Here is a 22621-nt window from a genome sequence, read left to right on the forward strand (position 1 = left end):
TCAATGGGCACGCTGGTCAAGGACCCGAAGACCGGCGAATACCGTCTGGCCAAGGACTGACATCATCCCGCTCGCGACCGACACAGTGGATTCCGGCATCACCGTCCGGGCATTGCATGCGCATGCCAAGATAAATCTCGCGCTGCACGTCACCGGCAGGCGCGCCGACGGCTATCACATGATCGAGACCCTGGCGGTGTTCACGCGCTTCGGCGACAGGGTCGAGATCGAGCTCGCCGACAGCGACGGGTTTTCCGTGTCGGGCCGACACGCCTCCGCGGTCCCGCTCGACGACAGCAATCTGGTCGTCAAAGCGCGCGACGCGCTGCGGCAGCGGGCCGGTCTCCAACATGCGCCGCCGGTCGCCATCAGGCTCGAAAAGAACCTGCCGGTCGCATCCGGCGTCGGCGGCGGCTCGAGCGACGCCGCAACGGTGCTGCGCGGGCTGGCTGAGACGTGGAGACTGGACCTCGACGAAGCCGAACTGGCGCGGATCGGCCTCTCGCTGGGCGCCGACGTTCCCATGTGCCTTACGGCAAAACCGCTGATCGCGCGCGGTGTTGGTGACGAGCTGTCTGCCGTGCCGGGCTTTCCCGCACTCGGGCTGGTCCTCGTCAATCCCGGCATCGCCGTCTCCACGGCCGAGGTGTTCAACGCGCTTTCCCATCGCGACAATGAGGGATTGCCGCCGCTGCCGCGCAGCCTCGACTTCCACAGCATCCGCAATTGGCTGGAGATCACGCGCAACGATCTCGAGCCCGCTGCACGCGCGATCCAACCCGCCATCGGCAAGGCGCTTTCGGTGCTCAACAAGGCCGGAGCGGGGTTCGCCCGGATGTCCGGTTCCGGCGCGACCTGCTTCGGGCTGTTCGAGACCGGCAATGTGGCCAAGCGCGCGGCCGTCGATATTCGCAGCCGCCATCCCGACTGGTTCGTCGCCGCAACGCGAAGCATGACATCGGAGACTGACGCACATGGCCAGGATTGACGAGAGCCGCTCCTTCATTCCCGTGCGCATCGCGGTGCTGACCGTTTCCGATACCCGCGGCCTCGCCGACGACAAATCCGGCCAGACGCTGGCCGACCGCATCGTGGAGGCCGGCCATGTCCTGGCCGACCGCGACATCGTCACCGACGACCGCGAGAAAATCCGCGACAAGGTCCTGGGCTGGGCGAAGGACGAAGCGATCGATGTCGTCATCACCACCGGCGGCACCGGCTTTACCGGCCGCGACGTGACGCCGGAGGCGCTGGAGCCGATCTTCGAAAAGCGCATGGACGGCTTTTCCGAAGTGTTCCACCGCATTTCCTACGACAAGATCGGCACTTCGACGATCCAGAGCCGTGCCACCGGCGGCGTCGTCAATGCGACCTTCGTCTTCGTGCTGCCGGGCTCGCCCGGCGCCTGCAAGGACGCCTGGGACGGCATCTTGAAGCCGCAACTCGACTACCGGCACATGCCCTGCAACTTCGTCGAGATCATGCCGCGCCTGGACGAACATCTGCGGCGCGGCGGCACCAAGACAAGTTAGGCCAAGTTCCGGAAAGGCTGCTACTGGGCTTTCCCAAAAATGAGCGCCAAAGATCAGCGGATGACGGGCTCGCCGTGGAACCGCCGCCGCGAGGGCGGCGAAACGCCGAAGCCGACTTCCATCATCAGCCGCGGTTTGCGCGTCGGCACGGTGCCCATGTGGAAGCCGAAGGGATCCTCGACAAAGCCCGACCCCGCCTCGCCGGTCAGCGTGATCGGGCTCTGCGCGCCATAGACGTTCAGGACCTCTTCCGCCGGGTGGCCGACAAGAAGCGTCATCTGGTGTTTGAGGATGCGGCGATTGTGGCTGCCGCGGACATAGACATGCGGACCGGTCTCGGTATCGACCGGATTGAGATAGAAGAAGAATTTCAGCATCCGCCAATCGTCGAGATCGAAGTGGTATTTGCCAAGCGACGCCAGGTTCTTCTCGGCGTCGGAGACGGAGCTCGTCGGAAAGCTCCACCAGACGCGCGTGGTGATCAGCTTCGCCTGGCTGCCGAGATAATGGGCGGCGATGTCGAGAAGCAGCGGGTCGCGCTGCACGGTAAGCGCAGCATTACAGTCGAGGATCCGCTCGAAAAAGTGCCCGCTGAGCAAGGGACGGCCGAAGTGCTTCTCGGCGTCGGCATGCTCGGCCGGCACAAATTCCAGCCGACGGTCGAAATTGCCGAAGCAAGGCGTGCGCTGCGCAAAGCTGGCGATCTCTTCGTGGATCGACGACGGCAGGGCAAGCCCGGAAAACAGGCCGTCCGAGCGGAGCGCGCGCACCGCCGCATCACGATCGACGCTGGTGAACATCGTTTCCTGGGCTTTTTGCGCCGGCCGAACCGGTTGTGCGCCACGCCAATGCAACCGCCGCGCCGGCATGGTGCGCGCCAGCATGAACATCGGCAGCCATGCCGGATTCTCGCGAAGGTCCGACAGATAGGTCGGAATCCGCACGGCAATGCGGCGCAGCAGGCTGCCGTTTCGAGCGATCGACTCGAGGCTTGCAGCACCAGACTTGTCAGGGCTTGAAAAGGTCATCGGTATCCTCAGCTATGAGGGCAGCGTCGACAAAGCGTCGGTCGCTCACCGCTCCGGCATTACCCCAAGCCCATCCGCCCACAACGGAAGAATGGTAACCCCAGGTCTGATTTTGTGCAATGCACAATAAAAGGGAGGCCCCGCAATTTCTCTGGGGAATGATGCTCGCCCCATCAACTCACCCAGAGCCGACACTTACAATCGAACGCCGTCGGCGCCGAACAGAAACGCGCGTTGGAACCCGAAGATTTCCGTTTTGCCGATTTCGAAACGATCCGCGTCACGGCTTTCAACGGTGATCATCGAGCCGCTAGCGAGCAAAGCATGGCCGTAGGTGACGCCGCCCAGGCGCTCGACAAGGGAGATCTTGCCAGAAAGCGCCCCAGTCGCGCCTTTGGCGGGCACGAAATGCTCCGGGCGAATGCCGAGGCTCACAGATGTTCCCAGTTTCGGCGGCGCGCTGCGTGTGGCAACGGCCATGCCGACGAGGCCGGCCTCCGGCGCCGTGACCACAGCCCGTCCGTCTTCGACAGCCATGACCGTGGCCGGGACGAAATTCATCCGTGGTGAGCCGATGAAGCCTGCCACGAAACTGTTGTCGGGATTCTCATAAAGCTCCAGTGGGGCGCCGACCTGCTCGATGCGACCGGCGCGCAGCACGACGATACGGCTGGCCAGCGTCATTGCCTCGATCTGGTCGTGCGTGACATAGATCATGGTCGTGCCGAGTTCCTGATGCAGCCGAGCGATCTCGATGCGCATCTGAACGCGCAGTTCAGCATCGAGGTTCGACAGAGGCTCATCGAACAGGAAGACGCCCGGCTGGCGCACAATCGCGCGGCCGATGGCAACGCGTTGGCGTTGGCCGCCGGAAAGCTCGCGTGGCTTACGCTCGAGATAGGCCTCCAGGTGCAGTATCTTCGCCGCCTCCGCCACCTTACGGTCGATCTCTTCCTTGGGGCGCCGGGCCATCTCCAACGGAAATCCCATGTTGGTTGCCACAGACATGTGCGGATAGAGCGCATAGGTCTGGAATACCATGGCTATACCGCGCTTGGCTGGATCCTCGTCGGTGACGTCGCGCCCGCCAATCAGGATACGCCCGTCGGACGTTCTTTCCAGCCCGGCGATCATACGCAGAAGCGTTGATTTGCCGCAGCCGGAGGGGCCGACAAAGACGACAAACTCACCATCGGCGACGTCAAGATCGACACCGCCGATAACCTCCGTTTCGCCAAAGCGCTTCTTGACCGACTGAAGTGATAGACCCGCCATAGTTCTTCCCTCGAGCCTATTTCACGGCGCCATCGGTAAGGCCGGAGACGAACCAGCGGCCGACAAGGGCGAAGAGTGCGACGACCGGAATGATGGCTGCCGTGGCGCCGGCAAGCAGGAGGCCCCAGTCGATCTGATACTGGCCGATAATGCCGGCAAAGCCGACCGGAATGGTGCGCCTGGCATCCGACACGATCAATACCGAGGCGAACAGGAACTCCGTCCAGGACGAGATGAACGCGAAGATAGCGACGCTGGCGATGCCCGGCGCAATCAGCGGCATCAGGATTCTGATCAGAATGGTGGTGGTGGGTGCTCCATCGACGACCGCCGCCTCCTCGATCTCGCGCGGAACGGTCGCCAGGAATGAACGCATCATCCAGATCGAGAACGGCAATGCGAAGGCAACGTTGACGATAACCAGCGCCACGGGGCTGTCGATCAGCCCGACCTTCGCGAACAGGCCGTAGAGCGGGATCAGCACCACCACGCCAGGGAAAGCGTAAGCGAGCAGTATCGTCTTGTAGAGCGCGTTGCGGCCCGGAAACTCCATGCGAAAAAAGGCATAGGCGGCAGGCAAGGCGAGCAACACCGTGAAGGCCGTGGAAAACAGCGCCACAACCATGCTGTTGAGTAGATAAATCGGGAAATCCGAAGCCTGCAGGAGCTTTTCGAAATGTTGAAGGGTAAAGCTGTGCGGCACCATCGTGGGCACACGCTGGATGATTTCCTTCGGCAATTTGATGGAGCCGGTCAACACCCACCAGAACGGCAGACCGATTGCAAGAACAATGACCAAAACGCCGCCATAGAGCGAAAGCGACTGGCCGAAAGTGCGCCTCATCGATCCGCCTCCGCCGCCGTCATGGCTCGCGTCGTCAAAAAGGCAAATCCCATCAGGAGGATGCTGGTGAGAACGGAAATCGTCGCAGCTTCGCTCAAACGATAGCCCTTGAAGGCGGTTTCATAGATGAGCACAGGCAATGTCTGGGTGGCGCCGGATGGACCACCCGCGGTGAGCAGCCAGATCACATCGAAGACGTTGAAGGACAGAAGCGTGCCGACGACGCCGAGCACCATCAATGTCGGTTGCAGCAACGGCCAGGTGATGCGCTTGAAACGCTGGAACGTGCCAGCGCCATCAATCCGCGCCGCCTCGTAGAGATCGCCCGGAATGCGCGTCAGGCCAGCCAGCATCATCAGTGTGGTGAATGGAAACCAGCGCCAGGAATTGATCATTATCAGCGTGGTCATGGCGCCTTCGCGCGTGGCGAAGAAACCAACCGGACGCTCGATCACGCCGGCCTGGATCAAAAGAGGGTTGATCATGCCGCCCGACGAGGAAAGCAACCACCGCCAGATGATGACAACGACCACGGTCGGCACAATCCATGTGAGAATTATCCAGGTGCGTGCGATCCGGACGCCGGGAAATTTCTGATTGAGGATAAGCGCCGCTGCCAGCGCCAACAAAGTCTGCACCACCGCGTTGGACAGCACCCAGACGACACTGCGGCCAAGCGCCCGCCAGAAGCCGGCGCCGCCGAGGATCGTCGCATAGTTGCCGAGCCCAATGAAGTGGCCTTCAGAGCCGATCACGCCGACATCCTGAAAGCTCAGGATGGCGGCTTGAACGAGCGGCCAGCCGAGAACCGCCAGCAGGAAGAGGAGCGCCGGCGAAACGAACGCAAAAGCGAGCGTCGTGTTCTTCATGAGCGTTCCCCGGCTTGCCCGCTATTTGGTGGCGATTTCGGACATCCGCGCCTGCCCGGCCTTGACGGCATCGGCGGCGCTCTGACCGTCGACAACAACGCGCTGCAAGGTCTCGGCGATCACATTCTGAGCCGAGATGGCGCCGATCGACGGAAACACCTTGCCGGTGGTGAAGCCGAAGAGCTTGCCGTTTTGCGAATTGGCAATCATGGTTTCGACCTGGGACTTGTATTTAGTCACGGTCTTGTCGCTCCAGAACGATTCCGCCTTGGCGCCGTCATTAGTCACCGGCAGGAACAGGCCTGGCTCCATTGTGAGAAAGCGACCGTAATTTGCAGGTTCAAGCAACCATGTGAGAAACACCTTGGCGGCTTTCTGCTTCGCCTCATCCTTTGTCGTCAGCATGATGGCGTTCGAATAGGAGATGGTCGCCGACGCGCTCTGCTCGTCGGCATGCGGAACGGGCGCCACGCCGAGATCGGCGGCGTCACCTTCGGCCTGCGTTTCGTAGGTGTTGATGACACCGAACTGCAGGATCATGCCGCAGCTGCTGTTTGCAAAGCATGCCTCCGCCTCCCCCCATGTCCACGTGCTGTTGTCGGGTGGCGAAAACTTGGCAAGCTTGCTGTAGAAATCGTAAGCCTTGACGGTTTCCGGCTTGTCGAAAGCAATCGAGCCGTCGTCATTGTAGAGATCGCCGGCGCCGCTGTTGACCATGAAGCTATAGACGGTTTGGTCCGTATAGAGCTGTTTGTTGGCCGGAAGACCGATGCCGGATTTGCCATCGGTGCTGAGCTTCTCGGCGGCAGCCTGCCACTCGCTCCAGGTCTTCGGCACCTCGACGCCTGCCGCTTTCAGCACGCTGTTGCGGTACCATAGCGAGATCGCCATGTTGTAGGCCGGCACGGCCCAAACATGGTCGTCGTATTTATAGGGCGCGAGCGTCGCCTCGACGAAGCCATGCTTGCTGTCGAGGTCCTTGACCAGATCGTCGACCGGCACGACCACATCGATGCCTTTCAGGACTGTTGTGAAATCGGGAATGGTAAAGAGAAGGTCCGGACCGTTTCCGGCGGCGAAGGCCGCCGGCGCCTTAGCGTAGACCTCACCCCAGCTTTGCGGCTCCTGCTTGACCTGGATGTCGGGATGGGCGGCGTTGAATTCGTCGAGCAGTTCCTTCATGCGCTGCACGCGGTGCGGCGGCTGCTCCATATGCCAGACCGTCAGGTCGACCGGCTCGGCATAGGCGGTGCCGGCAAGAAGTGTAGCGGCGAAGCCGGCGATCGTCAGAAATCTCGTAGGGCTCATCATCATATTCCTCCCGTTGCTCCGAGACTCCCGTTGAGTCCGGAATCCCTGTGTCCTGGAATTCTCAAAGATGCGGATTGCGCGGTCGATAACGATCAACCAGCGCCTCGTTGACCTCCTTGGCGCCCGGCATATTGGCGCTGAGATAAATGGGTGCGGCGCCACCAGCCGACTGCAGACGCGCAGCTGCTTCGACGAACACGGCGTTCATCAGCGCTGCCCCAATCGAAGTTGACACCGGGCCGACACGCAATTTGCTCCCCGGCAGGTTGATGGTGGCGTCGCCAGGAGGCGCACCATTGTCAAGGACGATGTCGGCGACGTCGGCGAGCCGCGTCCGCCCTTGGGCAGCAACCTTCGAATAGGCTTCCGAGGTGATCGCGACAACGGTCGCTCCGATTGTCTTGCCGATCAACGCAGCCTCCACGGTGGCCGTATTGACGCCGCTGTTGGACACGACGATCAGCACATCGTTTGGCCCGATCGGATAGCGGGCGAATATGGGCGCGACGATGCCCGACATTCGCTCGAATACAGTGCCCGCGACCGCACCTTCATGCACCATGGTCGTAGCGGCGAGGATCGGCACGGTCAGCGCCAGCCCACCGGCCCGGTAGTGCGCCTCTTCGGCCATGGTGTGGCTATGGCCGGTGCCAAAAACATAGACCAGCCCGTCAGCCTTGGCCGTGCGCTCGACGGCGGCGGCGGCGAGCGCGATCGCTTCGGCATTGTCGTCGTATAGACGACCGATACGAGTAGTGAGGTCGGCTAAATAAGCGGCGGCAGTCGGCGTCTTGGTCATGTGTCTGTTCCGAGCGTCAGATTGACGCGCATCACGAAGCAGTCGCCGCGATAGACCGCCCGGACGTATTCGATCGGACGGCCCGTCGCGTCGAGCGTGCGGCGGGTGAGAAAGAGAACCGGACTCTGCAGCGAAATACCAAGTGAGGCAGCACTGGCCGCATCCGGATGCGCGGACCAGAGCTTCTGCTCGGCTTCGCTCGGGTAGAGGCCATAGTCCTCTCGCAGCACGCGATAGAGCGAATCCGTGCTGAAATCCGCGCGTTCCAGCAGTTTCGGCGCCAGCGCCGCCGGGATTTCGGTGCGCTCGAGGCCAACGGGTTCGGCATCCGCCAGACGCACACGAACCAAGCGATGGACCGGCGCATGCTCTGCAATGCCAAGCGCCGCCGCCGCTTCCCGATCCGCCGCGCCGACGCCTGCATCCAGCACGATGCTGGAAGCCAAGCGGCCGCCGCGATGCATCTCCTCGGTAAAACCGCTCAGAGTACTGAGCTGCTGTTCGATGCGCGGATGGGCGACAAAGGCGCCTCGGCCGGTACGCGTCTCCACCAAGCCGCGCCGTTCGAGAAGCTTAAGCGCCTGGCGAGCCGTCATTCGGCTCGCGCCGAGCTCCTCGGCCATCTGCCGCTCCGACGGCAATCTTTCGCCGACCTTCAGCGCACCGGATGCTATCTGCGCCGCGAACGAACTCGCGATGCGTTGATAAAGCGGCACATGATCTGCGGCGACGATTGAAGGCATGGACAGGTTAAACCAGAATTTCTCGTGGTATGTACCACCTGAAACAACTTTGTAGAGCTTTTCCGGCTATCTGCGCAAGCTGCTGTCGCGGCGGGCGCGATAATTAGCGAAGGCGCGGTCCCAGGCCGGCTTCACGGAACCGTCCGGCTCATGGCGGCGCTGTATCTGCCGGGTCGCCTTCGACGCTTCGCGGATCGAACCGAACCGTCCAATGGCTGTCGCCGCGAGGAGAGCTGCTCCCCTGGCACCAAATTCGGTCCCGGCCGGGACGAGAACAGTGATGCCGAGCGCGTCGGCGATCATTTGGGTCCACATCAGGCTGCGCGCTCCGCCGCCGGTCAGCAGGATTTTGTCGCCGGTGCCTTCCAGACCTTGGTACAGATCGCGCATCGCCAGCGTCACGCCCTCATAGACGGCCCGGATCATGTGAGGCCGCCCGTGTCGGGGTGCGAGACCGTAAAAACCGGCACGCGCCTCGTGGTCAACCACCGGCGCAATGATGCCGCTCTCGCTGAGATATGGCAAATAGGTCACGCCCTCATTGCCGATAGGTAGCGGGGCGATCATCGCCTCCATCTGCGCGTAGAGATCGGGTTCCCCGGCTAGGTCGGGCAACAGCGTTTCGATAGCCCAGTCAAGGTTGAGCGTGCCGGCCACGTTGACCATCGCGCGAAACCAGTTCTCGCCGGGCAGGGTAAAAAGCAGGCCCAAATTGGGTGGCGTGAACACGGGCTGATCGGAGACGATGCCGACCATGCAGGTCGTACCGAGAACGGCCATCGCCATCCCGCTTTCGAGTGCACTGGCGCCAATGACCGTCGCCGGGACATCGCCAGCGCCGATCGCCACCGGCGTGCCTTCCCTCAGGCCGGTAGCAGTTGCTGCCGTGGCCGTGACGAAGCCGCCTATGGTTTCGGAATCTGCTGCTGGCGGCAGCTTGTGCGCCAGGTCGGCGACGTCGAACAATGCAAGCATTTCGGGGCTGTGGTCGCGCTGCCGCGCGCTGCCTGGCGCCACTGCAGCTTCCGTCCGATCGGCGGCTACCCGTCCGGTCAGCTTCAGGCGCAGGAAATCCTTATAGCCGAAAACATGTGCCGCCCTGTCCAGCACATCTGGCTCATATGTTCGCAGCCAAGCAAGTAGCGGCAACGTGCACCCCTGCTGCAATACGCAACCATCGGATTGGAAGACCCTTTGATAGAAATCCGGCACGTCGGCCGCCCGCCGTTCCAGCAAATCCTGCGCCCGGCTGTCTTCCCAAACGATACCGGGACGCAAGGCACTGCCGGTATAATCGACCAGCCATGCCCCTACCATGGCCGCCGACAGACCCACGGCGGCAATATCGTTTCCCACGATACCGGCGTTGGCGAGAGCAGCACGGATCGCCTCGCTTACCGCGCTCCATGCAAGGGTGGGATCGAGTTCCGACCAACCTGGATAGGGTCTTTGCAGACGGATGCGACGAAATCCCATGCCGAGCTGTTGGCCATTTTCGTCGAACACCGCGACTTTGGTTACGGACGAGCCCGCGTCGATGCCAAGGAAATAACTGGTCATGAATTGGTCTTATCTCTGATGGCACGCAATGCTGGCTGCTCCACGGCCGCCGCGGTTCCGATTCAATCGTGGCCGGACATCAGTGCGCACTTGTCTCACGAAAGAGTTTGCTGATGGCGCCGGGATCGCCTGGCAGCTACCATATTTCATCTGCCCAGCCCGAGCTCAGCAACGAAATCGTAGGCGTCGCCGCGAAAAATCGACCGACTGGATTCAACGACGACGCCATCCTCCCTCCGGGTTATCCGGTAGATGTCGAGCGCTGCAGCGCCCGTCGGTGCGTTGAGAAGGCGGGCGCTCTTTTCGTCGAGGTTGATCGCCGAGAAACGCTGAACGGCCTTGACTGGAACATGACCAAGATCGCGCAATGTCCGGTAGAGGGAGTCTTCGATCTGCTTCGGGTCGGGCAGGATAGCAGCCGGAATCAATGAGGTTTCCAACGCAATGGGCTCTTTATCCGCCAGCCGCAGCCGGCACATCCGAACGACAGACCCGCCATTGGGCATTTCGAGCCGGCGCGCCTCGTCGGCATTCGCCACGCTAAGGTCGCGCTCCAGCCACAGCGTGCCTGGCGTCCGTCCGCGCGAGGTCATGTCTTCGGAGAAGGAATAAAGTCGGCTCAAGCTTTGCACGACGCGCTCGCGCGTCCCCGAAACATATGTTCCGCTGCCATGTCGCTGGATAATCAGACCTTGGCGGACAAGTTCAGCCATCGCTCTACGCACGGTAACCCGCGAAATGCCAAGTTCAAGGGCAAGCTCACGTTCGGGCGGAAGAACGGCGCCCGGTTTCAAGGTGCCCGAGGCGATCGCGTCGACTAGGGCTGCCTGCAGGCGCCTATAGACCGGCGCATCACTTCCATTGCTCTGCGCAGCAGCGAAAAATTCGAGGAATGTCACGCCTGGGACCCATAGCGATAATACCAACATGATACCAATTTTCGCGATGACCGCAACAACCAGAGTAGCACGTCCGGAAGCTGCCCTCGTTAGTCCTATCGGCCCGCAGAGTGGAGGGCAGCTAACTCTGCCCCCTGAAGCCGAACGACAGCGAGTGTTTTGAGCGAGTGGAAAGAAGAGGTTGCGCACGGCGGAGAAGACCGGGACGAAGCGATCAGACCCCTTCGAGGATGATGATCGTCGGCCGGTCGGGCAGCGTCTTCAGCGAGACCGTCAGCGACCGGCCGGAGAGGAATTCCACCGCGAAATCGTCACCCATCCTACCTGTGAACTCACTGATCGGGGTCGAATGGCGATGCATCGGCAGGATCATCGATGAATAGAGCCGCGCGGTGATTTCGGTCATCCGGTCGAGCGACAGCGTCATGCCGCCGTCGATAGGCACCATAAGGACGTCGAGCCGGCCAATGGCGCCATAATGCGCGTCCTCCAGCCGGTGGTGCAGATGGCCGAGATGGCCGATGCAGAGCCCCGCCACTTCGAAGATGAAGATGGAGTTGCCGTCCTTGCCGAGATCGCCGCCATTGCGGATATCCGTCGGCACGTTGCGGATGTAGACGTCATCCACGACAAGAGCGTGGCGCGCCGGACCGCCGTCCGGATTCCAACCGCGCAACACATATTCGATGCCGGGATCCACATAGTCCGAATAATGGGTGCGGTGGGCCTTGTTCATGGTCACCACACGCGGCAGCGGGTCACCGCCGTAGACGCCGGAAAAATCGGTGGCGATCCTGACGCCGGCGGGTGTCTCGATGATGTAGGTCGAATGGCCGGCATAGGTGATCGTAACCTCGCCGTCGACGAAGGCCTCGGCCAGCAGAGGCGTCTGCGCCTTGGGCGCCGTGAAGCTGGCATAGGTGGCCGACGGCAGCGCTTGCGCGATCGCAACGCATCTCGACGGCGGCGGCTGTTCCTGGGCCGAAGCGGTAAGCGGCCAGAATGCCAGGGTCAGCAGAACTGCGGCAGATAGGCGGAGCATGGCTGTCTCCCGTGGCAGGACCGGCGCGCTCATGCCACGATAGCGCTGGCGATTATGATAGCTATCGTCGGGACAGTCACGTTTTCGCGAGCGCCGGAGGGGCTAGTCGTCTCGCCGGCCTGCTGATATCGCCAGCGATCAGGGCGTCGGACGGAAGACGCCGTTCTCGTCGCGCTTGAGCGGCGCGTTTTGCCGAGAAAGCGGCACACCCGGCGCCTCGGTGACCGAAACGCCCTCCGTCCAGTCGGCGGGTGCAATGGCAATGTAACGCGCATACCCGCCCGACCCGCCGAGCGGCTTGGCAAAGCCGATTGTAACCAACGCCCCGGCCTCTGGCACTTTGTCGAGGTTTGCAACGCCTTCTGCCTGGGTGAAATCATTGTGAAGCAGCCAATGTTCGCCTTCGAGATTGGGCGTGGTGTCGGTGTCGAGCGGCTCATGGCCATGAAACAGAATCTTCCGCTCCAGATGCAGGAACTTCAGCGCGTCCAAACTGACGCCTGGAAACGGCTTCTGGTTGAAGCGGGCGGCATCGGACCATTTCTTGTACCAATCCGAACGCACGAAGACGACCGAACCCTCCGGTATGCGGCCGTGCTCCTTTTCCCACTCTTCGACGTCGGCGACCTGGAGGTGATAGCCTTCGTCAGTCTGCACCTTGCCGCTGATGTCGATCACGACGAGCGGCCGCACGGCATAAGTGGCCGGCAGGTCGCTGATCGTTGCACCGAGTGGGTTCCAGTGGGAGGGCGGATCGAGCTGCGTGCCATATTGGTCCGTCGTCAGCTCGTAGGCGGTCGCGACGAACCCATGCTTGTCGTAAGTGAACTCTTCGCCAGCCTTGACGTAGCCCTCGATATCCCGACCTGCGACAGTCGGTTTGAACTTGGCATTGGCGAAGCCCGGCCATACAGGCTGCACCGGCTCGAAGGCATGGGTCAGATCGATGTACTTGGCCGATTTGAGCGTGTTCTCATAAACTGACCAAAGGGACGACTCCTGCGCCGACGCGATCGCCGGCACTGACCAAGCTGCTGCCAGCAAGGCGATACGAACGAATTTAGATACATTCATCTGCAATCTCCCCGAAATGTTGCCAAGTATCGCGAGTTTCTTGCAGGACGACAAGCATATGCATTCCTCCCAGGAGGGTCGCTGCAATAGGGCCTCCACCAAGCCGCTTTCCGCCCACAGCCTGCGCGCCGCCTAACCCAGCAAGCTACGGCAGAGGAAGGCCCCTCACTTCGCCGGCGCCACCCAGATCTCGGCGTCGAGCCTCTTGGTCGCAAGACCGCGTGCGATGGCTTCGGCGCTGCGGGCGTTTTTCGACAAGGCCGCGGCCTGACGCTTACTGATCACCAGCCCTTCGGCCAGTGCCCGGTTTCCCGAAAAGACCCGCGACAGGAACGGCACGCGGCTGCCGCGCGCCCGCGAGAATCGTGCCGGCATGGTTTGCCTGGCTGTATGGGCAGCGACCTCGTCGATCCAGCCTTCCGCCAGCCGCGCGCCTGGCTCCAGCAGCAGCAGCCAGTCGCCCTTTGCCTGCCGGATACCGGCAGCAACGCCGCCGCTCGCCACAAAAAGGCAGCCGGCATGGTCGGCAACGCGGTGCGTCTGATCGGCCGAGCCGGCGTCGCAGACGATGACGTCGCGCACCACGCCCTCGACCGCGCCGCCGATCAGCGAGGCGAGCGTGCGGGCAAGTCTCTCTTCGTCATTCAAGGTCTGGATGAGAACGCTGAGCATCGTTAGCCGAATATCGGAAAGCCGGCGGCAGCGCCAGTTTTTGCGTCGCATCATAAAAAGTTCTTGATTTGTTCTCATCGGCAAAATAGGATTATTTTCATGAACAGAGCGATTCGACAGCCTGCTGACAGTCCCTGGGAGAGGGCGAAAATGGAACAGATCGTACGTGCCGACATTGCTGCCTTCGGGGCTGGAAGAGCCGAGATGGCCAATGCAATGATCGAGCAGAGTGGCGTCCGTATCCGTCCGGAGCGCAATCGCGGCCGGTCCGCCGGCATCAACCCGTCCGGTCGGTTCGAACCGGTCAGCCGGCATGTGTTCGACGATGGCTGGAATTCGCTGGAGGAGCTGCCGCCCTTCAAGACCGAGGTGCAGGTCGAGAAGCCGCGCACCATCATCACCCGTAACGAATCGCCCGACATTTCCTTCGACCGCTCGATCAACCCCTATCGCGGCTGCGAGCATGGCTGCGTCTATTGCTTTGCCCGGCCGACGCACAGCTTCATGGGCCTGTCGCCGGGGCTGGATTTCGAATCGAAGCTGTTCGCCAAGCCGGATGCGGCGCGGCTGCTCGACAAGGAACTGTCGAAGGACGGCTATCAGCCGCGCACCATTGCCATCGGCACCAACACCGATCCCTACCAACCGATCGAGAAGCAGTACCGGATCATGCGCGAGATCCTCGAAGTGCTGGAGGCGCGCGGCCACCCGGTCGGCATCGTCACCAAATCCGCGCTGGTGACGCGCGACATCGACATTCTGTCGCGCATGGCCGAACGCGGGCTGGCCAAGGTGGCGCTGTCGGTGACGACGCTCGACCGCATGCTGGCGCGCACGATGGAGCCACGCGCGTCGACGCCGACCAAGCGGCTGGAGGCGATCAGGCAGCTTTCGGATGCGGGCATTCCGACCTCGGTCATGGTCGCTCCGATCATCCCCGGCCTGACCGATCAGGAGATGGAACGCATCCTCGATTCGGCATGTGCAGCGGGAGCGCGCGAGGCCGGCTATGTCGTGCTGCGCCTGCCGCTGGAAGTCGCGCCGATCTTCAAGGATTGGCTGCTGCGCCATTATCCGGACCGCTACCGCCACGTCATGTCGCTGATCCGCTCGATGCGCGACGGCAAGGATTACGATTCAGATTGGGGCAAGCGCATGAAGGGCGCCGGCCCCTATGCCTGGCAGATCGGCCGGCGCTTCGAGATCGCCGCCAAAAGGCTTGGCCTCAACGCCGAGCGGCGGTCGCTCAGGACCGATCAGTTCGTCGTCGCGGCCAAGGCAACCGAGCAACTGATGCTGCTTTGAAATCATCATGTGCCGCCATTGCCGGCGGCACATGGAAAAAAGATCCCGTCCGGCCTGTCTTGTCCCCGGGCTTGCAGACGGTGCCCTCCGAGTCCGGTGCCCCGCCGGACCCGGAGGGACTTGCGGAGAATCGGAGCCAATGCGAACCTCGCCGCAACATGGCTCGCGCGCGCTCTGATTCTCCGCTTCTCTTCGAAATCGTCGAGAGACCCGATTTCTCCTTCGAGACGAAGGCGATGGCCGAAGGCCTGTGGCCGGTGGCGGGAATGGACGAGGCCGGCCGCGGCCCGCTCGCCGGGCCGGTCGTCGCGGCAGCGGTGGTGCTCGATCCCGCCAACATTCCCGACGGTCTCGATGATTCCAAGCGCCTCAGCCATCTGCAGCGCGAGGCGCTGTTCCTGAAAATCCTCGGCTCCGCTCTTGGCGTGTCGATGGCTTCGGTCAGCGCGGAAGGCATCGATGGCAGCAATATTCTCAAGGCCAGCCTCGAGGCGATGCGTCGCGCATTGGTCGGGCTCTCGGTGCGGCCAAAACTGGCCCTGGCCGACGGCCGCGACGTGCCGCTCGGGCTGCCATGCGAAGGCAGAGCGCTGATCAAGGGCGACCAGCGCTCGCAGTCGATCGCTGCCGCCTCGATCGTCGCCAAGGTGATGCGCGACCGCATGATGTGCGGCTGCGGCAGCCATCACGCGCATTACGGTTTCGAGGCTCATATGGGCTATGCCACCGTCCGCCACCGAACGGCGATCGAGGTGCATGGACCGGTGTCGCGGCTGCACCGCGCGTCCTTCGCACCGTTCCGGCTTGGCGGCACCGAAGTGCTCGACGAAGAGGGCCTTGCCGGCCTGGATTGAGGCAGCGCCAAATCTCCCCCCTTGAGGGGGAGATGTCGCCGAAGGCGACAGAGGGGGTCGCTTCAGCTGGCGCGACGCCATCTGGGGCGAAGAGAAGGCTGGCGCTTCACGCGCGGCTACCCCCTCTGGCCTGCCGGCCATCTCCCCCTCAAGGAGGGAGATTACGCGCTCGCCCGCCCGCACAAAAAAAGCCGCTAGGTTTCCCAGGCGGCTTTCGATGAACTTCTCGATGAAATCGCTTAATTCAGCTTAGACTTAACATCCTGAAGCGAGGCCTTGAACAGGTCGGCGCCGGCCTTGGCGTCGATCTTGCCGGCGAGCAGCGTGCGTGCGGCTTCGACGGCGATATCGACGGCACTGGCGCGCACCTCACCGATCGCCTCGCGCTCGGCCTGACCGATCTTCAATTCGGCAAGCGCGGTGCGCCGGGCGACATAGTCCTCGGTCTTCTGGTGCGCCTCGGCGGCTAGCATGTCGGCCTCGCGCTTGGCGGCGGCGACGATGTCGGCGGCCTCCTGCTCGGCTTCCTTGCGCTTGCGCTGGTATTGGCCGAGCAGCTGCTGGGCCTCCTCGCGCAGCCGACGTGCGTCCTCAAGCTCGTTGCTGATCTTGTCGGCGCGGGCATCGAGCGCCTTTGCGATCAGCCCCGGCACCTTGATGTAGACGGCAATGGCCAGGAAAATGACGAGGGCAACGGTGGCCCAAAGTGTCGCGAGTGATGTGGGGTCCATGATGCGCTCCTCACCGGGCCACGGATTTGACGGCTGCCGCGATCTCGGCCTTACTGGCCTTGCCGCCGACAAGCGCCTCGACGATGGCCGAAGCAGTGTCCTCGGCGATCGTGCCGACTTCCTTCATGGCATTGGCCTTGATGGACGAAATGCGGGCCTCGGCCTCGCCAAGTTTTTTGTCGAGGGCAGCCTCGACCTTCTTGCGGGCGGCCTCGGCTTCCATCTTGGCGGCATCGTTGGCCTGCTGCCCGATCGCATTGGCCTTGGTCTTGGCTTCCGCCAGTTCCTGCTCATAGGCGGCAACGGCGGCATCGGCCTCGCCCTTCAGCCTGGCGGCATGGTCGAGGTCCTGGGTGATGCGGTCGTTGCGGACATCGATGATGCCGCCGACACGCGGCATCACCACCTTCTTGAGGAACAGATAGAACAGCCCAAAGGTGATCGCCAGCCACAGAAGCTGCGACGGGAATGTCGCCGGATCGAATGGCGGGAACATGCCGTGCGCCTCGGCAGGCACGCCGGTGCCGGAATGCGTTTCGCCTTCCGTGCCGGTATGGCCGCCTTCGACGGCGGGCGCGGACTCTTGCGCAAAGGCAGATGTCACGAACATGGACTATTCCCTGATATCAGGCCCGCCGCTGATTGCGGCCGGCCCGTCCAATTCCCAATGTTAGCCGAACAGGGGCTCAGCCGAACAGAGCCAGAAGCGCGATGAGAAGGGAGAAAATGCCCAGCGCTTCCGTCACGGCGAAGCCGAAGATCAGGCGGCCGAACTGGCCATCCGCGGCCGACGGGTTGCGCAGCGCGCCCGCCAGATAGCTGCCGAAGATGTTGCCAAGGCCAATACCGGCGCCACCCATGCCGAGGCATGCGATGCCGGCGCCGATGTACTTTGCTGCTTCTGCTTCCATTTGTTCAACTCCTTTGGATCTAAAATTCCGTTGCAATTCCATCCGGCAGCAATGCCAGAAACTCTTGGCCAGCCTGGGTCAGTGCCCGGGGTGCAGGGCGTCGTTCAGATACATGCAGGTCAGCACGGCAAAGACATAGGCCTGCAGGAACGCGACCAGCAGTTCCAGCGCCGTCAGCGCCACGGCCATCGCCAGCGGCAGGACCGATCCGGCAATGCCAAGCGTGCCGAGCGCGCTCAAGCTCACCACGAAGCCCGAGAACACCTTCAGCGTGATGTGGCCGGCCAGCATATTCGCGAACAGACGAACCGAGAGGCTGACCGGGCGCGAGACGAAGGAAATCACCTCGATCAGCACCACCAGCGGCAGCAGGTAGACCGGCACGCCATGCGGCACGAACAATTTCAGGAAACCAAGGCCGTGCTTCATGAAGCCGTAGACGACGACCGTTCCGATCACCAGCGCAGCGAGGCCGAAGGTGACGATGATGTGGCTGGTGACGGTGAAGAAATACGGGAAAAGACCGAGCAGATTGGCAACGAGCACGAACATGAACAGCGAAAACACGAGGGGGAAGAACTTCATGCCCTGCGTTCCGGCTGCATCCCTCAGCATGTTGCCGACGAATTCGTAGGCCATTTCCGAGACCGACTGAAGACGGCCGGGAACGAGGCTGCGGCTCGAGGTGGTGAGATAGAGGAACGCCGACGCAACGGCGACGGTCGCGACCATGAAAAGAGCCGAATTGGTGAAGGACAGGTCGTAGCCGCCGATCTCGATCGGAATCAGCTTGTTGATATGGAACTGGTGGATCGGATCGACCTTGTCAGCAGCCACTTTAATTCCCCATCGAAGCCGCACGCGGCTTGAGTGTCCTGTTCATTGCGCCGGCAAGCGGCGCCTCAAGTTCATTCTTTCGGATCGCGCGTTTTGTCGCCTTGTCCGAATTCCGCCATAAGCCCCGCAGAACGCAGGACGTTGAGCACGCCGGCGCCAAAACCCAGCAGCAAAAAAACGATCAGACCCCATGGCGATGTCCCCGCCACACGGTCGATGATCCAGCCGAGACCTGCGCCAACCACTATCCCGGCGATGAACTCGCTGGACAGCTTGAGCGCCTGGCCATATCCGGCCGCACTGCCCGCTTTCGCGTCGTCTTTCCCCTCGAGCCGGTTCGGCCGCCTTGTCGCAAGCGATGCTTCAAGGTCGCGCCGGCGGCGCTCAAGATCGTCGTCGCGGATGTCGGCTTGACGCTGTTTGCCGCGGCCGGTTTCTCCGGTTCCGTCTGGCCCATTCTCGTCGGCCATCGCAACCCCCTTGCCCGGTCAGATCGTCACCGTCCGTCCGCTCTTAAGTCGCCGGCAACATAGTTAGAGGGTCCGCGCCCGTCAAGCCACGGGCGGAACTTCAGCCTCAAGTATTTTCCCTATTGAAATCAATGATTTGCTAGGGTGCGACATCGTGCCCGATACCGTTGTTGGCATGCCGCGACCGAATCCCTCCGGCGATGGGTCTTCGATCGGCCGCGCCGGGGGCCTTGCCGGAGCGCTCAGCTCCAGCCGCCGCCATAGGTGCGGTAGAAGATGTGCAGGCCGATCTTGGTCATTTTTTTCATCGTTCGCGCCCAACCCGGGTTGACGTAGTTGGCGTAGTAATGGGTCGATGATCCCACTTCCGGGATGAAGATCTTGCCGGCAGTGACCGCCATGGCGACATCCTGCGCAGTCTTGTAGTGGGCGGGGCTCTGGATGCGCTTCTTCCTGCCGTCGCAAGCGAAGGAAAACTGGCAACGGTTGAACCATTTGTCGTTCTGGTAGACGACGCCGCAGATCGAGTTCGGATAGGCCGGATTGCGAACGCGATTGAGGATGACCTGGGCGACGGCGGCCTGGCCGCGCACGGATTCGCCGCGCGCCTCGAAATAGATGCCGTTGGCGAGGCAAGTCTGTTCCGGCTTGGAGAAGACGCTCGCCGGCAGCGGCGTTTGCATCCACGAATGATCGCCCTTGGCCACCGGCGGAATGAAGCGGCCATCGTTGGGCTTCTCGTCCTGCAGCAAGGCCTCGAAGGGCGACGCCTGCGCATAGTCGGGCGCGGCCGAGGCGTAGGCCGTCGCCAGGACGTCGGGGTGATCGTTGTTGACCAGTGCGGCAAGCATGGCCGGCACGCCGGGATCCGGTTTCTTGTCGACGCGCGCGTGGAACGCGGCGGCAATCTGGATCTCCTTGCCTTTGATCTCTGGCTTGGCGAAAGCCATCTTCAGGCTGCTGTCCATGCTTGGGCGAAGAAGAGAGGAAGTGCGTTTGAAAATCGAGCCGGCGTTGAAATTCTTCGGCGGCGCGACCGGCGAGACCATGATGATGCGGCCCTTCTTAGCGGCTCGCACGACGCGGTCCTCGTCGGGCGTCGTGCTGGCTACGCTGCCCTTGCCGCGAAACGACACAGCGCCGATGCCGGGCAACTGGACGCCGGAACCCGAGATCGAGCCGGTGCTGTCGGAATCGAGGAAAGGCATTTCGGCGGCATGGACCGATCCGGCGACGGATTTCTCGACATAGGCGTTCCAGCGGGCGTTCGGCGCCTTGAGGCCGGAAACCAGGCTCGTCATGTCCTGGTAGGCAATGACATTGGGAAAACCGACCCAGATGCCAAGCCCGATGACCAGAGGAGACAGGAGTGAACGTCTTTTCTCACCGACGGCGGCAACCGGCGTCGAGACACGTCGGCGCATGGGGATCTTCGGAAAGCCGACCCGACTGCACAGACCAATAATGGACGGAGACAGGAGTGAACGTTTCTTCTCACCGGCGACAGCGACAAGCCGCTTCAAAACACGTCGATGCACGGAACTCTCCAGAAACGCAACTGACCCCACTGGAGAGGCACAATGATGCATTAACCTTGATGGTGCGTTAACAGGTTGGATCGTGTTTTCCCTGTCGACCTTCCCTGTCGATCCGAAGTCAGGCGCTTGTGCGGCCATGTTCGGGCCGAAGAAAGATCGGCCCGGCGATCAGTGCGCAAAAAGCCGCAGCCAGCCAGACGCCCGCCCACGACCAGAAGACGAGAAGCCCCGGAATGGCGATCGGCACCAGGAAGAAGGCGATGAAGACGAGGCTGTTGGCGAGGCCGAGCGCCGTTCCAGCGGGTCTGCGCCGGCGGTCGCCGCCGGGTTGGGACTGACGATCCGCACCGATATCGGTCTGCCGTCCACTGTCAGGGCAATGACGCCGGAGGTTTTGGGGCTGCCCGCACTGCCTGAGATGGCGCTGTTCCTGCATCGCAAGGAGGCCGAGCCGGACCCGGTGGCGGCGCGCCTTGCCGACATCCTGCTGCAGGCGGCGCTGGAATCGCTGCCCGAAAACGCGCAAGCGCGTGCCGGCCTGCGGAGCGCTGCTTAAAGGGCCGCAGAAACGCTCAGCGGCGTTTCTTCGCCCTGCTGGCGAACGGATTTTCCGAGGTGCGCAAGGCGATGCGGATCGGCACGCCTGGCATGTCGAAGGCTTCGCGCAGGCTGTTCGAGAGATAGCGGACATAGGATTGCGGCATCGCGTCCGGCCGTGAGCAGGAGACGACGAAGCCCGGCGGGCGCGTCTTGGCCTGCGTGACATATTTGATCTTCAGCCGACGCCCCGCCACGGCGGGCGGCGGATGATGCGCCAGGATGCCTTCCAGCCAACGGTTGAGCTTGCCGGTCGAGACGCGGCTGTTCCACACTCTGTGCGTCTTGATGACGGCATCCATCAACTTGTCGAGGCCGCGCCCAGTCTCGGCCGAGACCGGCACTGCCTGCATGCCCCGCGCCTGCGGCAACAGCCGCTCGGTCTTCTCGCGCAGTTCCGCCAGGAGTTCCTGGGGGTGGTCGATCATGTCCCATTTGTTGAAGGCGATCACCGGCGCGCGGCCCTCGCGGATGATCAGGTCGGCAATCTGCAGATCCTGCTTCTCGAAGGGAATGGTGGCGTCGAGCACGATGATGACGATCTCGGCAAAGCGGATGGCGCGCAAGCCGTCCTGCACCGACATGACTTCCAGCTTTTCGTGGATCCTGGCCTTGCGGCGCATGCCGGCGGTGTCGAACAGTTTCAGGCGACGGCCATGCCAGTCCCAGTCGACGGAGATGGAATCACGGGTGATGCCAGCTTCCGGCCCGGTCAAGAGCCGCTCCTCGCCGATCAGCGCGTTGATCAGCGTCGACTTGCCGGCGTTCGGGCGGCCGACGACGGCGATGCGCATCGGCTTGGTATCGTCATAGCTCGGCTCGGCATCCGGATCGGTGATGTCCTCGCCGATCAGCACCTCGCTGGCGGCGGTCTCCTCGTCCGCATCCCCTTCTTCTTCGCCGAAGGCGCGCGCCTCGCCAAGCGCTGCGATCACCGCATCGCGCAAATCGGGCAGGCCCTGGCCGTGTTCGGCCGAGACCGGGATCGGCTCGCCAAGGCCGAGTTCCCAGGCCTCCAGCATGCCGCCCTGAGCGCCGCGCGCCTCGGCCTTGTTGGCGACGACGACAACCGGCTTGCCGGACTTGCGCACGATCTCGGCGAAGGTCTTGTCGTCAGGCATCAGCCCGGACTTGGCATCGATCGTGAAAAAGATCAGGTCGGCTTCGCGTATGGCGATCTCGGTCTGGGCGCGCATGCGGCCCGGCAGCGTCGAAGCAGCAGCATCCTCAAAGCCGGCGGTGTCGATGACGTCGAAATGCAGATCGTAGAGCTTGGCGGCATGGACGCGACGGTCGCGGGTGACCCCCGGCGTGTCGTCGACAAGCGCCAGCTTCCTTCCCACCAGACGGTTGAAAAGGGTCGATTTGCCGACGTTAGGCCGGCCGATGATGGCGACTTTGAATGTCATCGGACTCTACCTATTGTGCATGTCGTTGACCCCAAAACCGCTGCGCACTTTTGGGCAACATGCACTACGACGCGCTGCCCGACCCGCGGATCAACTCGGACATCAACGTCGCCCGCTCGCGCGCGTTGCGCGGGGCGCCGTCATCCGAGGCGATCTGATCGAACAGTTTCAGTGCGTCCGTCGCCTTGCCTTCCTTCCAGGCGGCAAGGCCGAGCGCCTCGCGCGCCGTATGGCGCAGCGTGTTGGTATCGGCGGTGAGAGCCTCGACGCGGCTGGAGACATCGGCGAAGGAACCGTGGTCAACGAGCAGCAGTGCTGCAC

At 62.6% G+C, this 22621-nt stretch carries 23 protein-coding genes and 2 pseudogenes; 5 read left to right on the plus strand and 20 right to left on the minus strand.

The features are described 5' to 3' along the window. Window positions 1-85: 85 nt before the first annotated feature. Both EOC93_RS19555 and moaB read left to right on the plus strand, forming a co-directional pair. Window positions 86-988, plus strand: coding sequence for a 4-(cytidine 5'-diphospho)-2-C-methyl-D-erythritol kinase (locus EOC93_RS19555; protein ID WP_095483964.1), 903 nt, complete (start codon window positions 86-88; stop codon window positions 986-988). Then, on the plus strand, window positions 975-1532 hold the full coding sequence (gene moaB / locus EOC93_RS19560) for a molybdenum cofactor biosynthesis protein B (RefSeq protein ID WP_095483963.1): 558 nt from the start codon (window positions 975-977) through the stop codon (window positions 1530-1532). The genes EOC93_RS19555 and moaB overlap by 14 nt, the downstream gene beginning before the upstream one ends. Window positions 1533-1585: 53 nt before the next feature. On the opposite strand, the gene EOC93_RS19565 is transcribed toward moaB, so the two are convergent. The 12 genes from EOC93_RS19565 to EOC93_RS19620 all read right to left on the minus strand — a co-directional run bounded on the left by EOC93_RS19565 (window position 1586) and on the right by EOC93_RS19620 (window position 13648). Then, window positions 1586-2560 carry a hypothetical protein gene (locus EOC93_RS19565; protein ID WP_127205439.1) on the minus strand — a complete coding sequence of 325 codons (975 nt, stop codon included), beginning with the start codon at window positions 2558-2560 and terminating at the stop codon, window positions 1586-1588. 195 nt (window positions 2561-2755) lie between these two features. After that, on the minus strand, window positions 2756-3835 hold the full coding sequence (ugpC, locus tag EOC93_RS19570) for a sn-glycerol-3-phosphate ABC transporter ATP-binding protein UgpC (protein ID WP_127205440.1): 1080 nt from the start codon (window positions 3833-3835) through the stop codon (window positions 2756-2758). Window positions 3836-3851: 16 nt separating this feature from the next. After that, complete coding sequence (locus EOC93_RS19575) at window positions 3852-4679, minus strand: carbohydrate ABC transporter permease (protein WP_127205441.1); 828 nt, start codon at window positions 4677-4679, stop codon at window positions 3852-3854. Next, window positions 4676-5548 (minus strand): sugar ABC transporter permease, encoded by an 873-nt coding sequence (locus tag EOC93_RS19580; protein ID WP_095483959.1) that lies wholly within the window; start codon window positions 5546-5548, stop codon window positions 4676-4678. Before EOC93_RS19580 ends, EOC93_RS19575 begins: the two co-directional genes overlap by 4 nt. A 21-nt stretch (window positions 5549-5569) precedes the next feature. Next, window positions 5570-6856, minus strand: coding sequence for an ABC transporter substrate-binding protein (locus EOC93_RS19585; protein ID WP_127205442.1), 1287 nt, complete (start codon window positions 6854-6856; stop codon window positions 5570-5572). A 64-nt stretch (window positions 6857-6920) separates the two neighbouring features. After that, window positions 6921-7658: an SIS domain-containing protein gene (locus tag EOC93_RS19590; RefSeq protein WP_095483958.1), complete on the minus strand. Its 738-nt coding sequence runs from the start codon at window positions 7656-7658 to the stop codon at window positions 6921-6923. Beyond that, complete coding sequence (locus EOC93_RS19595; protein WP_126103290.1) at window positions 7655-8401, minus strand: GntR family transcriptional regulator; 747 nt, start codon at window positions 8399-8401, stop codon at window positions 7655-7657. The genes EOC93_RS19590 and EOC93_RS19595 overlap by 4 nt, the downstream gene beginning before the upstream one ends. A gap of 66 nt (window positions 8402-8467) precedes the next feature. Beyond that, entirely contained in the window at window positions 8468-9961 is a 1494-nt protein-coding gene (locus tag EOC93_RS19600) for an FGGY-family carbohydrate kinase (RefSeq protein ID WP_127205443.1), read from the minus strand. Between the two features lie 146 nt (window positions 9962-10107). After that, complete coding sequence (locus EOC93_RS19605; protein WP_127205457.1) at window positions 10108-10890, minus strand: GntR family transcriptional regulator; 783 nt, start codon at window positions 10888-10890, stop codon at window positions 10108-10110. Window positions 10891-11074: 184 nt separating this feature from the next. Further along, on the minus strand, window positions 11075-11902 hold the full coding sequence (locus tag EOC93_RS19610; RefSeq protein WP_127205444.1) for an MBL fold metallo-hydrolase: 828 nt from the start codon (window positions 11900-11902) through the stop codon (window positions 11075-11077). Between the two features lie 138 nt (window positions 11903-12040). Then, the gene (locus EOC93_RS19615) at window positions 12041-12976 is read right to left on the minus strand and encodes a cyclase family protein (protein ID WP_127205445.1); all 936 of its coding nucleotides are present in this window, start codon (window positions 12974-12976) and stop codon (window positions 12041-12043) included. Window positions 12977-13141: 165 nt separating this feature from the next. Beyond that, complete coding sequence (locus EOC93_RS19620) at window positions 13142-13648, minus strand: glycosyltransferase (protein WP_127205458.1); 507 nt, start codon at window positions 13646-13648, stop codon at window positions 13142-13144. 150 nt (window positions 13649-13798) lie between these two features. Here EOC93_RS19620 and EOC93_RS19625 point away from each other — a divergent pair, with 150 nt between their 5' ends. Further along, entirely contained in the window at window positions 13799-14953 is a 1155-nt protein-coding gene (locus EOC93_RS19625; RefSeq protein ID WP_127205446.1) for a PA0069 family radical SAM protein, read from the plus strand. A 158-nt stretch (window positions 14954-15111) separates the two neighbouring features. Then, window positions 15112-15807, plus strand: coding sequence for a ribonuclease HII (locus EOC93_RS19630; protein WP_127205447.1), 696 nt, complete (start codon window positions 15112-15114; stop codon window positions 15805-15807). Between the two features lie 239 nt (window positions 15808-16046). Here the strand turns inward: EOC93_RS19630 and EOC93_RS19635 are convergent, their stop codons facing one another. The 6 genes from EOC93_RS19635 to EOC93_RS19660 all read right to left on the minus strand — a co-directional run bounded on the left by EOC93_RS19635 (window position 16047) and on the right by EOC93_RS19660 (window position 20180). Next, window positions 16047-16538: a F0F1 ATP synthase subunit B gene (locus tag EOC93_RS19635; protein WP_127205448.1), complete on the minus strand. Its 492-nt coding sequence runs from the start codon at window positions 16536-16538 to the stop codon at window positions 16047-16049. A gap of 10 nt (window positions 16539-16548) precedes the next feature. Then, complete coding sequence (locus EOC93_RS19640) at window positions 16549-17148, minus strand: F0F1 ATP synthase subunit B (protein ID WP_095483948.1); 600 nt, start codon at window positions 17146-17148, stop codon at window positions 16549-16551. 76 nt (window positions 17149-17224) lie between these two features. Then, window positions 17225-17449: a F0F1 ATP synthase subunit C gene (locus EOC93_RS19645; RefSeq protein WP_056103679.1), complete on the minus strand. Its 225-nt coding sequence runs from the start codon at window positions 17447-17449 to the stop codon at window positions 17225-17227. Window positions 17450-17527: 78 nt separating this feature from the next. Next, the gene (locus tag EOC93_RS19650) at window positions 17528-18286 is read right to left on the minus strand and encodes a F0F1 ATP synthase subunit A (protein ID WP_095483947.1); all 759 of its coding nucleotides are present in this window, start codon (window positions 18284-18286) and stop codon (window positions 17528-17530) included. Between the two features lie 71 nt (window positions 18287-18357). After that, window positions 18358-18756 (minus strand): AtpZ/AtpI family protein, encoded by a 399-nt coding sequence (locus EOC93_RS19655; RefSeq protein ID WP_127205449.1) that lies wholly within the window; start codon window positions 18754-18756, stop codon window positions 18358-18360. A 242-nt stretch (window positions 18757-18998) separates the two neighbouring features. After that, complete coding sequence (locus EOC93_RS19660; protein ID WP_095483945.1) at window positions 18999-20180, minus strand: cell wall hydrolase; 1182 nt, start codon at window positions 20178-20180, stop codon at window positions 18999-19001. 427 nt (window positions 20181-20607) lie between these two features. On the opposite strand from EOC93_RS19660, the pseudogene EOC93_RS19670 reads away from it, so the two are divergent. Further along, window positions 20608-20850 (plus strand): annotated as a pseudogene (locus EOC93_RS19670) (LysR family transcriptional regulator); the annotation flags it as partial. Window positions 20851-20866: 16 nt separating this feature from the next. On the opposite strand, the gene der reads toward EOC93_RS19670, so the two are convergent. Both der and EOC93_RS34870 read right to left on the minus strand, forming a co-directional pair. Next, a complete protein-coding gene (gene der, locus EOC93_RS19675) occupies window positions 20867-22300 on the minus strand; it encodes a ribosome biogenesis GTPase Der (protein WP_126103301.1) in 1434 nt (477 codons plus the stop codon). Between the two features lie 64 nt (window positions 22301-22364). Continuing rightward, a pseudogene (locus tag EOC93_RS34870) lies at window positions 22365-22621 on the minus strand (hypothetical protein); the annotation flags it as partial.

The organism is Mesorhizobium sp. M6A.T.Ce.TU.002.03.1.1, from assembly GCF_003997275.1.
Lineage (GTDB): Bacteria > Pseudomonadota > Alphaproteobacteria > Rhizobiales > Rhizobiaceae > Mesorhizobium > Mesorhizobium mediterraneum.

What these genes read in the sequence shown, in the direction of transcription:
- moaB (WP_095483963.1), top strand. Translation starts at nt 975, where the DNA reads ATGGCCAGGATTGACGAGAGCCGCTCCTTCATTCCCGTGCGCATCGCG.
- EOC93_RS19565 (WP_127205439.1), bottom strand. Translation starts at nt 2,560, where the DNA reads ATGACCTTTTCAAGCCCTGACAAGTCTGGTGCTGCAAGCCTCGAGTCG.
- ugpC (WP_127205440.1), bottom strand. Translation starts at nt 3,835, where the DNA reads ATGGCGGGTCTATCACTTCAGTCGGTCAAGAAGCGCTTTGGCGAAACG.
- EOC93_RS19575 (WP_127205441.1), bottom strand. Translation starts at nt 4,679, where the DNA reads ATGAGGCGCACTTTCGGCCAGTCGCTTTCGCTCTATGGCGGCGTTTTG.
- EOC93_RS19580 (WP_095483959.1), bottom strand. Translation starts at nt 5,548, where the DNA reads ATGAAGAACACGACGCTCGCTTTTGCGTTCGTTTCGCCGGCGCTCCTC.
- EOC93_RS19585 (WP_127205442.1), bottom strand. Translation starts at nt 6,856, where the DNA reads ATGAGCCCTACGAGATTTCTGACGATCGCCGGCTTCGCCGCTACACTT.
- EOC93_RS19590 (WP_095483958.1), bottom strand. Translation starts at nt 7,658, where the DNA reads ATGACCAAGACGCCGACTGCCGCCGCTTATTTAGCCGACCTCACTACT.
- EOC93_RS19595 (WP_126103290.1), bottom strand. Translation starts at nt 8,401, where the DNA reads ATGCCTTCAATCGTCGCCGCAGATCATGTGCCGCTTTATCAACGCATC.
- EOC93_RS19600 (WP_127205443.1), bottom strand. Translation starts at nt 9,961, where the DNA reads ATGACCAGTTATTTCCTTGGCATCGACGCGGGCTCGTCCGTAACCAAA.
- EOC93_RS19605 (WP_127205457.1), bottom strand. Translation starts at nt 10,890, where the DNA reads ATGTTGGTATTATCGCTATGGGTCCCAGGCGTGACATTCCTCGAATTT.
- EOC93_RS19610 (WP_127205444.1), bottom strand. Translation starts at nt 11,902, where the DNA reads ATGCTCCGCCTATCTGCCGCAGTTCTGCTGACCCTGGCATTCTGGCCG.
- EOC93_RS19615 (WP_127205445.1), bottom strand. Translation starts at nt 12,976, where the DNA reads ATGAATGTATCTAAATTCGTTCGTATCGCCTTGCTGGCAGCAGCTTGG.
- EOC93_RS19620 (WP_127205458.1), bottom strand. Translation starts at nt 13,648, where the DNA reads ATGCTCAGCGTTCTCATCCAGACCTTGAATGACGAAGAGAGACTTGCC.
- EOC93_RS19625 (WP_127205446.1), top strand. Translation starts at nt 13,799, where the DNA reads ATGGAACAGATCGTACGTGCCGACATTGCTGCCTTCGGGGCTGGAAGA.
- EOC93_RS19630 (WP_127205447.1), top strand. Translation starts at nt 15,112, where the DNA reads ATGGCTCGCGCGCGCTCTGATTCTCCGCTTCTCTTCGAAATCGTCGAG.
- EOC93_RS19635 (WP_127205448.1), bottom strand. Translation starts at nt 16,538, where the DNA reads ATGGACCCCACATCACTCGCGACACTTTGGGCCACCGTTGCCCTCGTC.
- EOC93_RS19640 (WP_095483948.1), bottom strand. Translation starts at nt 17,148, where the DNA reads ATGTTCGTGACATCTGCCTTTGCGCAAGAGTCCGCGCCCGCCGTCGAA.
- EOC93_RS19645 (WP_056103679.1), bottom strand. Translation starts at nt 17,449, where the DNA reads ATGGAAGCAGAAGCAGCAAAGTACATCGGCGCCGGCATCGCATGCCTC.
- EOC93_RS19655 (WP_127205449.1), bottom strand. Translation starts at nt 18,756, where the DNA reads ATGGCCGACGAGAATGGGCCAGACGGAACCGGAGAAACCGGCCGCGGC.
- EOC93_RS19660 (WP_095483945.1), bottom strand. Translation starts at nt 20,180, where the DNA reads ATGCGCCGACGTGTCTCGACGCCGGTTGCCGCCGTCGGTGAGAAAAGA.
- der (WP_126103301.1), bottom strand. Translation starts at nt 22,300, where the DNA reads ATGACATTCAAAGTCGCCATCATCGGCCGGCCTAACGTCGGCAAATCG.